This window comes from Lactobacillus sp. UMNPBX16, assembly GCF_002553775.1.
GTDB classification, from domain to species: domain Bacteria; phylum Bacillota; class Bacilli; order Lactobacillales; family Lactobacillaceae; genus Lactobacillus; species Lactobacillus crispatus.
Map to the genome: position 1 here is coordinate 76448 of NZ_PCYU01000009.1, position 14047 is coordinate 90494.

Genomic DNA, 14047 nt, shown 5'->3' on the forward strand with positions numbered 1-14047 from the left:
CAGTTTACTATTTTTCGTACGATAACCCCAAGTCAGATGAATACTTAATTTTATATCCATTAAATTCTGTCTCATTATTGGCATCAAGAATTAAAGCTACCGAGCCCTTTAACCAGGAACTGTTCTGCCATTCAGGAAAATTACTAATAGTATCTCGTTCCAAATTTCGTATAGATTGGTTTATATCCATCGTTAATGCATGGGGCAGCCTAATCAACTGCTGAGCAACAACGCTATCAGGAACTTCTTCATCCACTTTTCGCCCATCCATTAAATAAAATCCATCGGCATCTTTTTTTAGCAAAAGAACCTCGATTGTTTCATTCGTATCTCTGACAGCAGCCTCTGCTTTAACATCATTTAGATCAGTGTCACTATCATTATCAAGCCAACCGTGTAAAGTTTTTTCAACTCTTGGGGCTCTAATTTGATACCCTTTCGATTTTTGTTCTGCCTTTTCTTGATCAATGTTGAATTTCTTAACTTCCGCTTCCTGAAGATCTTGTACTTCATTATCAGTATCCGCTGAATATACCTTTTGAACCAAATTAGAAATATCACTAGGTAATTTGATATTGTCTTTTAAGAAATGATCCGTCTTAATTAAAAGATATTTCTCATATATTGCTTGATTTGCATCCCCATAGTCCCCATTAGAATTAATACCCATAATGAATAGTTGAGGCTCAATTAATTTGTCTGGACGCTTAATTTGATGACGATGCAAACGCCCCGCTCTTTGTAAAATCAAGTCTATTGGTGCAATATCCGTATACATAACATCAAAATCGATATCCAAAGATTGCTCTAGTACTTGTGTACCAATTACTATCATTTTCTTTGGACGTTTTTGGTGATTTCCAATTGACTTTTCCAATTTGGACTCTAAATTACTACGATCATTAGCCAAAAATGCGGAATGAAGCACCAAAATTTGCGTATCTTCAGAGCACTCTTTTTCAGCAATTTTTGCCAGTTCTTGTGCTCGCTTTACCGTATTAACTATGACACCTGCGACACCGCCATCTTCAATTTGATCATTAATCTTTTCAATTAAATCGTAATTTTCAATGTTTAAGCGAGTAACTTTAACTGTAGTATCATCAGCTTGAGTAGAAAAATCTGACTTTTGTTTTAAAATTTTGCCATCCAAAATACTTAATAAGGGATATGCTTGACAAGTTTGCCAATTAGTATTTTGAGCTTTAAATTTTTCACTGCCATATTTTCCTCTACAATATGCTGTAAGAAGTTCATTTCTTTTATCAACTGGAAGCGTAGCCGACAAAGCAACAACTGGTACATGATATGCCCCCAACCACTCTATTGCCTTTTCAAGATAGGAACTCATATATACGTCATAAGCATGAACCTCGTCAATTACAACTATTTTTCCGCTTAGCCCTAAATGTCTTAAGGCCAGATGCTTTTGCTTCAAGCCCATCAAAAGCAATTGATCAATAGTTCCAATTACAAAGTCAGTTAATATTGACTTTTTACCATTAAACCACTGATTAACAACAACTGCACCTTCATCGGTTTCAATATCATCAGCATCAGGAATATTGTGATATTTTTGATTAAACTGTGCCTTTCCATGCATCAATTTAATAGAAAGATTTTCGCTCTGTTCTTTGGCAATATTCCCCAGCCAGTTATCTACTCTATCAAACATTGCATTTGCAGTAGCCTGAGTTGGCAAGCCAAAAAACAGGCCATTGATACCGGTCTTAGCAGCTAATTGCTCAACAGCGGTTAGAGCTATTTCAGTTTTACCAATACCCATCGGGGCTTCAACGATAATCATGCTAGGATCCACACTATCTCCGATTGCTTGAGACATTTGTTCCTGAACTTGTCTTGGATCAAAATTCCAGCGTTTTTGATATTGCTCTTTAGTATCGACTATCAATTGAGGCGTCCAGGAATCTGTTTTAAGCCAATTTAAAATTCCTTGCTGATATCTTGATGTCATATCAATATCGCTAAAACCTTGATCCATCGAGATTAATGGAAACATGCTAACACGCTTACCATCTTTAATTGTATATTCACTAGATGCCAACCAGTCGGCCATAATGACTAGGCCTTCTAAAATTACTGCTTGTGAGTCAGTAACTGTAGGTATATCTTCTAAATTTTTAAAATTACACAAATCTAAACCATAATTGATGATCTCTTTTTGTACATTTTCCCATTTTTCTCTAGTTGGATTTTCGGCCCAAGAATCTGATTGATAATATTTAGAAGTATCATCCATCAGTTGATCTTCATAGTCAAAATACTTATTTTGTGGTTTACCATGGTGCCCGCCAACTATAGCGCCAATACTTTCATTTAGCCCACTATTTTCTAAGATCACTTCACCAGCCAGAGCGTGGAGCCAGTGTCTAGTATCCATATTTGCCTTTAATTCTTCTAAATTATCAAATCCATTTTGTAATAATCTCTCTAACAGATCCTGGTCTAAATCTTCATTATGGATAAACGATTGCTTAATTTGAAAAGCAGGCGTAGCCTTACCAATATCATGAATGTATCCAATAAATTCAACAAGATTCTGAACTTCATTTGAGTTTTCAAATCCCTGACTCAAAATGCGTCTTTGGCCGTCATTAAGCCAATGATTATATAACCATCCAATAACATTTTTTGTGTCAATTAAGTGAGCAATTAAGGGTAACCATACTTCTTCGCTATCTTCACTAATATTCTTTTTACCCCATAAAGACAAGGTCGTATTTGATAAATTTGTCATGTTTTCCTCAATTTATATTATCTGCTTAATTTAATATTTATAATTACTTTTTATTTTACAGCCTATTTCCATTTATATACATAGAATAATCGATGTCTTTTATTACTTGATCATATTTGTCATAATACCAAATGCTAAAATCTTCCCATTTTCCGCCCTTAGATGAACCATCAAGTGGTGCTGGATTGTTTTGGGAATATAAATAATCTTCATCACTGTCATCAATGACTCTATAAAAAGGTCCTTCTTCAGCTATACATTCATAGATTTTGCCATTTGTTAAGCCAGTTACCCCTAAAGTTTCACCTATATATTTTAATTTCATCATTCTTTTCTCTCGTATAATTTATAATCTTTAATTCATACATATTAGAATTCGTATACTTGTTTACAACATGTGTTGTCCGACTCATCCCAATCACACATTGCCTCAAACACTGAGACAGTGCGGTTTGTTGCTGCTTTCTAAGGATTAATTTCTACAGCAATTTGACTAAGATGAGTGCTTGCTTATCATACCCAGTCTCACTATTTTAGCATTTTATTAACTAACGGGAACTCACTATGTTATAGCGTACTTGGCGTCTGTCGATGCGCTACAACAATGGTTCAAAAATCGGTGCTATAATTTAGTTATCGAACATCGTGGAGGGAATTTAATGGGAATGTTTAGTTTTGTATCCAAGTGGAATAAAGCTGGTGAGCTCTTTCGCACTCGGCAATTCATCCTTACTTTTGCTAAAGAGGAAGATCTAATCAAAATTGAAGAAGTCATCAAGAAACGCCGAGAAGAGTTAGCTAAAAAAGAACCCAATCAATAGTCTCCGTATAGTATAATCTTCGTTGCGAGAAGTTTTATGGGCTGTGGCTGTCTTCTTGAAATGGGGGGTTCCAATGACTAAGGATTACAGCCCGTGAACGTCTACCAGGCACTCATGCTAATGTTGGCATTCGCAACCTTCATAATTGCTTTGCTGATTTTTATTTTCACGTTCTGTGCATAATAAAAGACCGTCCAATTAACTTTGGCAGGTTGCGGACGATCTTTTATTAGATAACATGTAACCAAGCGACCGCCTTTAAAGCGGCTCGCTTTTTCTATGCACTCATATTTTACCATTAGTGGCCATCTGTAGCAAATCTTCCAAAAGCGCTGTGTATAAGATATTCTGTCGCTTGGGAACTGCTGATGCTAGCCATCCAGTTACAATCAGACTTAAAAAGCAGCGCGTTTTATGCAATGATTGCCTTAAAAGATCGATGGCTCAATCTAAGCTTATTAATAAAGGTTGCTATATCTCTAACACTTCTAAGAGAAAAATACTTTCTGCTCTTACTGAAGATTGCTCAATGACCGGCATCGCTAGTATTGATCGTTTTCACATGGTTCAAATGCTTACTAGATCGTTTAATATTTTTAGAGTTCAAATCATGAAGCAATTTAATAAGAGCAGCCGTGAATATAAGCTCTTAAAGTCTCCTTGGATGCTTTATCTCATGAAGCATGACAAGCTTAATAGGACTACTCCATATTACGATTGGCACTTTAAAGACTATCTAACTCAGGAACATATTGTCTTAGATGGTTTAGATTGTGACCAAACCTTAGAAAATACTTATTGGGTGATGCAAGACTTTATGGTTGTCTTGAAGGAGTTAACCGTAAGATTAAACAAATTGAACGTACTGCTTATGGCTATAGAAATTTTAGTCATCTCTTAATTAGACTTGAAGAAAATATTGTAAATAGAGTAGAGGGAGTTTAATTCTCGCCCCTCTCATTGCACCGGACGTACGGTTCCGTATCCGGCGCTACATTTGTAATTCTTTACGAGATATATAATATTCTAGCGGATCGACCAATCCTGGGCGATCTGCTTTCTTTATCCCTAAGACTTGGGGACTGAGCAGGAAATTTACGACTTGTCCTGCACTGCGCTTATACCATCCTAATCGCGCATTGGCTACTTTGCGGATATCTTCGTCGCTAAAGTTGCACTTTAGCGCCTTGTTTATTCGCATCAGGTTGGTATATATTCTTTTGGAGCGCTTCCATTGCTTAATGATTACTACTCGTATCTTATGGCGCATCCATTGACTGAATTTAAACAGAAAGTGTTTCATATCGCCAATTTTGAAGTAGTTGATCCAGCCTCTGACTACTTGATTTATCTTAGTAAAAACCACTGATAAGGGCTGGGCAGCTGCTTTACGGCGACTCAACAGTTCTCTAATCTTGTCGTAGAGCTTGGCTTTGCGGTCGTCTCCTGGCTTTGTCTGCCAGCGTTCGCCGTTTTTCCAGAAGGTAAATCCTAGAAAATTGCTCTTGGTTGGTCGCACGACTTTAGTTTTAGTTGCGTTGACCTTTAAGAACAGTTTCCTTTCTAGCCATGACGAGATTGACTTCATGACCCGATCAGCCGACTTTTTGCTTTTAACGAAGATATTGCAGTCATCGGCATAGCGCACGAAGTGCACGCTTCTTTGTTCTAATTCCTTATCCATTTTATCTAAATAGATATTCGATAGAATCGGCGAAAGAGGTCCGCCTTGTGGCACGCCAAGCTTATTGGGCTTAACCAAGCCATCTTCCATGATTCCGGCTTTTAGGAATGCCCGGATCAAGTGGAGGGTGGTTTTGTCGTTTACCTGCTCTCTGATTATTGAAATTAATTTATCATGATTGACCGTGTCAAAGTATTTCTCAATGTCTAAATCAATTACCCATTGGTAGCCTTCATCTAGGTATTCCAAGACTTGCTCTATGGCATCGTGAGCACTGCGTTTTGGTCTAAAGCCATAGCTATGGTCGCTGAAGCGGGGATCATATATCTTCATCAAGACTTGGGCGATTGCCTGTTGGATTACCCGATCCACGACGGTTGGGATTCCCAGCGGACGCTTCTTGCCATTGGCTTTAGGTATGTAGACTCTACGTACGGCTTGCGGACGATATTTCATTTTCATGATCGAATCCTTGATTTCCGCTTGGTGCTTCTTAAAGTAGCCGTCAAGCTCATCGACCGTTTTATTGTCCACTCCAGGAGCGCCCTTATTGATTTTGACTCTGTGAATTGCTTCTTTGAGATTGCCTTGGCTTAAAATCTGCTCTATCAATTCCATCTCGTGATATCTCCATTTCTATTTGTAAATCTATTCGGAATCGTCCCAATTGCTTTCACCATCAAAGAGTTACGTTCTCTTTGTGCTAGGCTATCCTCTTATTCGGACTGTCTGAACATTGCTTATAGCAGGATATTCTCTTACAAACATTAGGTCCTTCGCATCCAGCTCTATTACAGAGCCTTCATCGCTACTATGACCTCAGCTGACTTCTCGTGGCTAACCTTTTTCGACCAGGCTTACGATCGCTGTTATTAAAGCTTGCTCGGCTTGCCTGTCCACGAGATCTCTCGGGGTAAGACATTCATCTCTTATTTTCCACTGCCTCCTGGTTTACCGTCTTGGTTTTACGGTTGTCTTTTGGACTTCGACTTGTCTTGCAGTCTTATCCACCATTTGGCCTGACCAGATTTCTGTACGTAGGCTCGGAAAACTCGCTAGCCACTTCCTTCACCCATAGCGTCACCGCTATCAGCTTGTGGTTCACTACACTTGGCGACAACTACCCGTGGTCTAGACTTTCACTAGACTAGATGAAATGTCATGCCCGACACACAAGAAAAGGAATCAAGCAACTTTTTCTTCGCTGCTTAATTCCTCATTAAACTTATCCATCAATATGATTTGACAAAGAGCCGTTGCCCCTAATCACAATTAATTGCTGGTATTTAAACTTCCTGAAAATTTCCGTTATTCTCAATTCTTATCAATGGGGTTGATTGTTAATTGGTATTTCTTATCGAGTTTAGGAGTAACAAATTTAATAGTTAATCCCTTTTTCAACGGTCCCATTAGTATCCAAGCGCCAATCCATAACATCCCCACTATCGATGACCAAATATCACTACCTTGAATTAGTGGAAACATGCATCCCAAAATTAACATAATGATATAACGTGTATATTATCAACTAAGCAATCATTGCCTAATTAAACTAATTTTCGAATAATTCAATTCGACGTAATTGACGCTTCAGTTGACCTTGCTTTTCTAATAAAGCAAATTTACGAGACAGGGTCTCAGGTGTTGTTCCAAGGTATAAGGCTAAGTCCTTCATTTTTAAGGGTAAGGTAAAATTATTTTTACCAATTTCATCTGCATATGTTTGTAAATACTTTAATAACCGGTCTTCAACCTTCGGCAAAGCCAACAAGTGAATTTGTTTTTGCATTTCCGAAACTTTAACAATATTTAGTTCCAATAATCGAATACTTAATTCTGGCTGTTTATGCATCAACTTCAGTAGATCCTGCCGTTTTAATAAACAAATTTCACTGTGTTCCGTAGCCTCGAGGTAATTATTGATATTTTTTTGACCAAAAAGCCAATCCTCACCAATATAATCACCCGTATGCAAGATTTGCAAAACATTCTCATAGCCGTTTTCATCTAAGGTGTACTGCTTAGCGTTACCATCAGCGATAATTACTAAATTATCATTTATCGTTGGATCAATTATTACTTCACCCTTTTGATAGTTTTTATGCTGAACTAATTTTTCGATTTGCATCTTCTCATCCTGAGGTAAAGCATTAAATAGTGGTACTAAGTTAACACATAAATCAGCCATTAAATTCATCGTCCTTTAATTAAAAGTCATCATCATCATCGTCGTCTTCGACATACAATCCTTCTTTTAGTTCATGACCCAAGAAGTCTTGAGTTACCCGAATTTGCTCCTTAATCCAAGCCATTAAATTAGTTAAATTAGCAGATAATTCTGGCCAACTTTCATTATTAGCTAAAGCAATTGCCTTAGTAATGAAGAGCGTTTGCGTATCAAAATCTTTTACCAAAGCAAATAATTGCTTATCACCTGCTAAATATTTACTACTGCCATCTTCTTCTAGCATAGTATATTCCTTAAATTGAGCTGTAATTGTTGGAATACTTTCACCATTATTAACCAATAAGTGATTCAATTGGTCAAATTCCTGACGTTCATAAGCAATCCAACCAGCAGCTTTTTCGGCTAAAAAAAGACTAGCAGATCCTTTAGCAAATAAGTTAGCTTGGTTAATCTTTAAAGAATGGATTAACAAGTTAGAAATAATGTGACCAGTCATGGCAGCTGCAGTTGGCTGATGGTGATCAAGGTCGCTTTTCTTCAATTCCGCCTGGTATTTTTCTTCTGCATTCATCAGTTAAGCTCCTTTTCCTTGATTCCTTGTACTTCATAACCCATTTTTTCAATAGCTGTCTTGACGTCAACAGTTTTAGTCTTATCAGGATCCAGCGTAAATTTTAGCTTTCCTGCATTGAATAAAACTTTTATTTGGTCGGTTCCATCCAAACTACCAACCGCCCTTTCAATTTTGCTTAAGCATGAAGGACAGGTCATACCAGATAATTTCATCATTACTTTTTTCATGATTAAATTCACCCTTCCTTATTAATTTACATATCTAATGCTACTTTGTTTTGTTGATTATAAACTTGATGATCGTCAATTTTTTTGCTGGAATTTGATTAATCTCATCCCGTTCAAGATAACAATTAAAATACTAAATTCATGAATAAACATCCCACTTGCCATTTCAACATAACCCGCAAACAAACCGATGAACAACAATAAGACTGTCAGTAAAGCCATCACAATATTTTCATTCATGTTCAAAATTGTCTTCTTGGATAAGCCAAGGGCATAAGCGATCTTCCGCAAGTCATTTTTAACTAAAACTATGTCTGAAACTTCAATGGCAACATCCGTCCCACTACCAACGGCAATTGCAACATTAGCATTAGCTAAGGCCGGACTATCATTGATCCCATCACCAATAAAAGCAATATGGTGTCCCTTGGCTCTTTCTTTTTTAACAAAAGCAGCCTTGTCTTGTGGCAACATTTGACCATGAACTTCATCGATTGGCAACTTCGCCGCAATTCGTTCAGCAGTTTCTTGATTGTCCCCAGAAAGCATAACTAACTTTTTAACCCCTAATTCTTTTAAGCGGGTTAAAGCATCATTAGCTTCTGGGCGCAATTGATCTTTAATGCCAAAAACAGCTAATTGACTTTGGTCTTCATTAGCAAAAGCGACAATTGAAGTACCTAATTGACTCAAATGATTAATTGTCTTATCTAATTTTGCATTGGTACGGGTATTTTCAACAATTAAGTCTTGGTTACCTAAATAATATTTTTGATTATTTAAAGTGGCGATGATTCCCTTACCCTTAACAGTTTCCACTTTAATTGAAGCTGGCTTTTGTTTATTTAATTTGGCAATTGCCTGAGCTAAGGGGTGGTTACTTTGACGCTCAATTTGAGCAGCTAATTTAATAATTTCATCTTTGGGCCCATTTAATACCTCAATTGCACTAACTTCTGGATGTCCAACAGTCAAAGTGCCGGTTTTATCAAAAGCAATTTCATCAATCCGGTGAGTTTGATCCATTACTTGCGACCCTTTAAACATAATGCCATTTTTAGCACCATTACCGATACCAGCAACTGTAGATACTGGCACACCAATAACTAAAGCACCTGGGCAGCCCAGCACCATGACCGTAATAGCTAACTTAAGATCTTTAGTAATTAGGCCCACAGCAATCGCAATTACAAGTACGGCAGGAGTGTAATATTTGGAAAACCGGTTAATTAACTTTTCTGTATGTGACTTTGTATCTTGTGCTTCTTCAACCATTTCAATAATTTTACCGAAAGTCGTATCTTCACCGACTGCGGTAGTTTCGACAGTCAATGTACCGTTTTCAAGGATAGTTCCTGCATATACTTCATTACCGGCTTTTTTATTAACTAATTTAGATTCACCGTTAACACTGGCTTCATTAAGATAGCCAGAACCTGAAATAACCTTGCCATCGACTGGAACCTGATCACCAGTTTTAACTAAAATCTTCTCACCAGGATCAATGAAATCGACGTCTTCTTTCTCAGTTGAGCCATCATCTTGAACAACTAACGCAGTCTGTGGTGCCATTTTGGTTAAATCAGCAACGGCTGACCGCGTTTTCTTTAGGGTTAATTCTTCCAGTACATCTCCTAACATGAATAGCCAAGTAACAATGGCTGCTTCATTAAATTCACCAATAATGAAGGCACCGATTACCGCCAGCGATACTAAAACATCAATAGGAATTAATTTAACCCTTAAAGATGAAATAGCCGTCAAAGCAATTGGAAGCACTCCGACAATCCCCACGATAAGCATTAAAGCCTGGTATGGTAAATTCATTTGCAATAGCCATTTAGATCCTTCAGCAAGCAACAGCAGAATAGTATTAACAAGCAAAAGCTGCTTTTTGTACCTCATAAAAAATTGTTGTAACTTAATCATTTTTCATCTCTTCCTTTCTTGACACTACACATTATAGGTAAAAAACAATTTAGGTGACTTGACTGTTATCAAGATACTAGTGTCTTTTTATATTTATCTTTTAAGCAAAAAATCACAGTTTTATCGTGTAAATTTCGTTTAATAAAAGAGAGAATATACAAAAAAGACTAGAAACCATGCAAAAAGCATAGACTCTAGCTTTCAAATTTCAGTTCTATAAAAATTAATGTGCCAATTTAATCTCTCCAGCAGCAATTGGCAAAGTTGTATGTGCATCATAACTCATAACATTACCGGCAACGCTAGATGGTAATTTAAGATCCGCTGGTACGCCGTGAACATAAACTACTCGTTTATCCAATTGAAGATCGTCACTACCAAATGCTTGCTTAAATTTTGCTTGTAAATCTTTTAATGGGACATCCTTATCATATTCATAATGACCGTATTTATCTGCAACTGGGTAGCCATCATGGGGAATGTTCATTTCTTGTGGTGCATCATCAAAAGGAACCATCGTTGTCCCAGATACTGCCTTTGTTTCAAGTAAATCAATAAAGCCATCATGATTCACGTCCTGCATTAGCGTCGGAACATGAGCTTGTTTCCCATCTGGAAATCCATGGAAATGTTCCCAATGTTTAATATTGGCAGGCGTATCAAACATTTCCACATGAATATGAAGGCTATTACCATTTTCACTGAATGTTGCTATTCCATGCGCCTGTGTTTCAATTTTATCCGCATTTATTGGTTTAATTTTTGCAATATAGTCAACCATATTTCTAATCCTTCCATTTGATTATTGCGATATAAATCTAGCATAAAAGCATTTTACAAAAATTGATTAAATCTTTGATTATAAATATCTTTAATAATTAACATCCATTATCTTATCGTCATATCAACCATTACTGCTTCTCTCATCAACTTAACCAACTCAACTCCCCAAAACGGACACTTATCTATACAACCTAAAAATCCAGCACGTTATCCACTCGACCCTCTAGCTCAACAAGCAAAAAGTGTACTAATTCCAATCACCAAAAGAGGAATTAGTACACTTTTCATCTATCAAAAATACTGGCATACCGGCGTTTACAGGCTATTTATCTGTGCGCTCAAGGACAGTAACACTCTCAACATGTGTGGAGAATACATATCTGTGTTTATTGTATCATAAACTAGATTGGGATCACCTCCACATGTGTGGAGAATACATTGAAAATCTGCTGACGTTTGCTTGGCAACAAGGATCACCTCCACATGTGTGGAGAATACTACACACACGTAACTAAAAAACAAAAGAAAGATAGGATCACCTCCACATACGTGGAGAATACAACAATTCTTTAAATTAATCCCATAAATAAATAGGATCACCTCCACATACGTGGAGAATACGTAAGTGTTTGATTAAAATTAAGTGCTGGGACAGGATCACCTCCACATACGTGGAGAATACCTTGCAAAGTCAGATAATACTACTAAGTGCTGAGGATCACCTCCACATACGTGGAGAATACAAATTTTTTAGTTTCTGGTTGGACTGGTTGTGGGGATCACCTCCACATACGTGGAGAATACTTGGAGACATTCATAGAGCCAACGCAATGTATGGGATCACCTCCACATACGTGGAGAATACGTTAGCCGCAGGGCTTTCTAAAGGTCAAAGTGGGGATCACCTCCACATACGTGGAGAATACCTTTGACCAATACTGGTCGAGTAAGGCGTTATGGGATCACCTCCACATACGTGGAGAATACCTATTTTCTGGGTTTACATTAATAGCACCCAAAGGATCACCTCCACATACGTGGAGAATACTGTTGCGTTGGTTGCTCTTGTTGCTTTGGCGTGGGATCACCTCCACATACGTGGAGAATACACTATTTCTTCCATAAGCTTGTCATGACGGATAGGATCACCTCCACATACGTGGAGAATACATGTAAGTTTTACCAGCACGAACAGCACCAACAGGATCACCTCCACATACGTGGAGAATACCCTGCTACTAAGCCGATTGAATCGACCCAGATGGGATCACCTCCACATACGTGGAGAATACTGCAGAAGACACCAGAGCAAACGGCTTAGGACAGGATCACCTCCACATACGTGGAGAATACTATGATAATTACGACACTGTGGAACTCAGAAAGGGATCACCTCCACATACGTGGAGAATACTACTCATGATTTATCAACAACAAAAAATGAGTGAGGATCACCTCCACATACGTGGAGAATACCTTTGACCAATACTGGTCGAGTAAGGCGCTATGGGATCACCTCCACATACGTGGAGAATACCGGACTAGGATTAAACGTTTATGCTGGCGAAGAGGATCACCTCCACATACGTGGAGAATACTATATGGAAAATGTAAAGCTAAATCCCAAAATAGGATCACCTCCACATACGTGGAGAATACTAATAAGAAGATGCTTTTGTGATAACTGTCTTAGGATCACCTCCACATACGTGGAGAATACCAAATGTTTGGGACTAGGTTAACGTCTATTTTAGGATCACCTCCACATACGTGGAGAATACTTCTTTCCAAAAATAAGACGCACCACCTGTTAAGGATCACCTCCACATACGTGGAGAATACACGATTTTTTAGATCTATGCAAGAAACGTCTAGGGATCACCTCCACATACGTGGAGAATACAATAGCTGGCTTATCTGGCGCACGTGGTTTTACGGATCACCTCCACATACGTGGAGAATACCTAAAGATAAATGGAAAAGAGGAATCCCGTATGGGATCACCTCCACATACGTGGAGAATACAGTAAACAAATCCCTTTATAGCGCCAAATGAAAATACGCAAACACCATTTTTTCATCACTTTGATCCTACTACCAAGTATATCGATTTTTATTAAATAGACAATATCTGCTGGACATAATATTCAAATAAAAAGAGGAATCATAATATCATTCTGCTATGATTCCTCCTAAACAAATAAACAAAAATATTATTTGTCTGCCAATCTTTCTTACTCACAATTAAGAATTTCACCCAAACACTTTAGCCATGACACTGCTTTATCATCCGCTTTTAACTAGCCTAATCAAAAGCATATTCACATATACTCATACTAACTTTTTGTTATTAATCGAAATTTAATTGTAACTTTCTCGTAAAACTGCTGAGCTACAATAGCTTAGGTGAATTAAGAGAGGAGACAAAATCAGATCTTATCTGGTTTGTTTTTATAATGAAATTTCGTAAATTAATAATTTCTTTGTTAGGTACTGCATTATTAACTTCAAGCGTTGGTTTATCAACTACCACTGCTTCTGCTGATACGCTTGATGACTCACAAAATACAACTGAAGTTCAACCCAAGAATCTCAAGTGGGCTTATCCGTTTAAAGCCAACAAGAAAAATGGTGTTCGTCCAATGTATAATGCACAAACTTTTGGCATAACTAACTATATGCGTTCTACTACACCCCCTTCCTACTTCCATGATGGTTGGGATTTTGGTTTTTCAGAAGTTGGGCATTCTAACGTATATGCAATTCATCAAGGTACTGTTAAAAAGGTTGCTTATGGCAACGGCCTTGGCTGGTTCATCTGGGTTATTAGTCCTGATAATTACGTTGAAGTTTACCAAGAAGGCTTTAATAAGAAAAAAGACATTTATGTTAAGACTGGTCAAAAGATTAAATTAGGTCAAAAGATCGGTAAGCTAACTGGCTCACACTTACACCTTGGCGTTACTCAAACAAATAAAGATTACATAAACAAATATGGTTTTCCATGTAAGAATTGGAACGTTAACAACGGAACTTGGCTCAATCCAATCGAGGTTATCAAAAGCAACTTAAAGAAATAGTTA

Annotated in this window: 11 protein-coding genes, 1 pseudogene and 1 CRISPR repeat array; of the genes and pseudogenes, 4 read left to right on the top strand and 8 right to left on the bottom strand. The window is 37.5% G+C overall.

Annotated features, from left to right (window positions below; all coding sequences use genetic code 11):
• Window positions 1–7: 7 nt before the first annotated feature.
• On the bottom strand, window positions 8–2758 hold the full coding sequence (locus tag CP367_RS02555) for a CRISPR-associated helicase/endonuclease Cas3 (RefSeq protein WP_089145774.1): 2751 nt from the start codon (window positions 2756–2758) through the stop codon (window positions 8–10).
• A gap of 55 nt (window positions 2759–2813) precedes the next feature.
• The gene (locus CP367_RS02560) at window positions 2814–3086 is read right to left on the bottom strand and encodes a hypothetical protein (protein ID WP_013086440.1); all 273 of its coding nucleotides are present in this window, start codon (window positions 3084–3086) and stop codon (window positions 2814–2816) included.
• A 331-nt stretch (window positions 3087–3417) separates the two neighbouring features.
• On the opposite strand from CP367_RS02560, the gene CP367_RS10830 reads away from it, so the two are divergent.
• The 3 genes and pseudogenes from CP367_RS10830 to CP367_RS02570 form a co-directional block, all read left to right on the top strand.
• Entirely contained in the window at window positions 3418–3579 is a 162-nt protein-coding gene (locus CP367_RS10830; protein WP_013086441.1) for a hypothetical protein, read from the top strand.
• A 120-nt stretch (window positions 3580–3699) separates the two neighbouring features.
• Window positions 3700–3762, top strand: a complete 63-nt coding sequence (locus CP367_RS11175; protein WP_353479492.1) for a hypothetical protein — start codon at window positions 3700–3702, stop codon at window positions 3760–3762.
• Between the two features lie 88 nt (window positions 3763–3850).
• Window positions 3851–4524 (top strand): annotated as a pseudogene (locus CP367_RS02570) (transposase); the annotation flags it as partial.
• 46 nt (window positions 4525–4570) lie between these two features.
• Here the strand turns inward: CP367_RS02570 and ltrA are convergent.
• The 6 genes from ltrA to CP367_RS02600 form a co-directional block, all read right to left on the bottom strand.
• A complete protein-coding gene (gene ltrA / locus CP367_RS02575) occupies window positions 4571–5881 on the bottom strand; it encodes a group II intron reverse transcriptase/maturase (RefSeq protein ID WP_089145775.1) in 1311 nt (436 codons plus the stop codon).
• A gap of 934 nt (window positions 5882–6815) precedes the next feature.
• A complete protein-coding gene (locus CP367_RS02580) occupies window positions 6816–7451 on the bottom strand; it encodes a Crp/Fnr family transcriptional regulator (protein WP_061204756.1) in 636 nt (211 codons plus the stop codon).
• Between the two features lie 19 nt (window positions 7452–7470).
• On the bottom strand, window positions 7471–8022 hold the full coding sequence (locus CP367_RS02585) for a DNA-binding protein (RefSeq protein ID WP_098043527.1): 552 nt from the start codon (window positions 8020–8022) through the stop codon (window positions 7471–7473).
• A complete protein-coding gene (locus CP367_RS02590; RefSeq protein WP_057726630.1) occupies window positions 8022–8252 on the bottom strand; it encodes a heavy-metal-associated domain-containing protein in 231 nt (76 codons plus the stop codon). The genes CP367_RS02585 and CP367_RS02590 overlap by 1 nt, the downstream gene beginning before the upstream one ends.
• Before the next feature lie 75 nt (window positions 8253–8327).
• Window positions 8328–10181 (bottom strand): heavy metal translocating P-type ATPase, encoded by a 1854-nt coding sequence (locus CP367_RS02595; RefSeq protein WP_089145776.1) that lies wholly within the window; start codon window positions 10179–10181, stop codon window positions 8328–8330.
• Window positions 10182–10404: 223 nt separating this feature from the next.
• The gene (locus CP367_RS02600; RefSeq protein ID WP_089145777.1) at window positions 10405–10962 is read right to left on the bottom strand and encodes a hypothetical protein; all 558 of its coding nucleotides are present in this window, start codon (window positions 10960–10962) and stop codon (window positions 10405–10407) included.
• A 350-nt stretch (window positions 10963–11312) separates the two neighbouring features.
• A CRISPR array of direct repeats spans window positions 11313–12989; the repeat unit is 28 nt; unit sequence GGATCACCTCCACATACGTGGAGAATAC.
• 431 nt (window positions 12990–13420) lie between these two features.
• Here CP367_RS02600 and CP367_RS02605 point away from each other — a divergent pair.
• Window positions 13421–14044: a M23 family metallopeptidase gene (locus CP367_RS02605; RefSeq protein WP_005719132.1), complete on the top strand. Its 624-nt coding sequence runs from the start codon at window positions 13421–13423 to the stop codon at window positions 14042–14044.
• Window positions 14045–14047: the final 3 nt, after the last annotated feature.

Bases quoted from the DNA above. Each gene is read 5' to 3' on its own strand.
- CP367_RS02555 (WP_089145774.1), bottom strand. From the start codon at position 2,758: ATGACAAATTTATCAAATACGACCTTGTCTTTATGGGGTAAAAAGAAT.
- CP367_RS02560 (WP_013086440.1), bottom strand. From the start codon at position 3,086: ATGATGAAATTAAAATATATAGGTGAAACTTTAGGGGTAACTGGCTTA.
- CP367_RS10830 (WP_013086441.1), top strand. From the start codon at position 3,418: ATGGGAATGTTTAGTTTTGTATCCAAGTGGAATAAAGCTGGTGAGCTC.
- ltrA (WP_089145775.1), bottom strand. From the start codon at position 5,881: ATGGAATTGATAGAGCAGATTTTAAGCCAAGGCAATCTCAAAGAAGCA.
- CP367_RS02580 (WP_061204756.1), bottom strand. From the start codon at position 7,451: ATGGCTGATTTATGTGTTAACTTAGTACCACTATTTAATGCTTTACCT.
- CP367_RS02585 (WP_098043527.1), bottom strand. From the start codon at position 8,022: ATGAATGCAGAAGAAAAATACCAGGCGGAATTGAAGAAAAGCGACCTT.
- CP367_RS02590 (WP_057726630.1), bottom strand. From the start codon at position 8,252: ATGAAAAAAGTAATGATGAAATTATCTGGTATGACCTGTCCTTCATGC.
- CP367_RS02595 (WP_089145776.1), bottom strand. From the start codon at position 10,181: ATGATTAAGTTACAACAATTTTTTATGAGGTACAAAAAGCAGCTTTTG.
- CP367_RS02600 (WP_089145777.1), bottom strand. From the start codon at position 10,962: ATGGTTGACTATATTGCAAAAATTAAACCAATAAATGCGGATAAAATT.
- CP367_RS02605 (WP_005719132.1), top strand. From the start codon at position 13,421: ATGAAATTTCGTAAATTAATAATTTCTTTGTTAGGTACTGCATTATTA.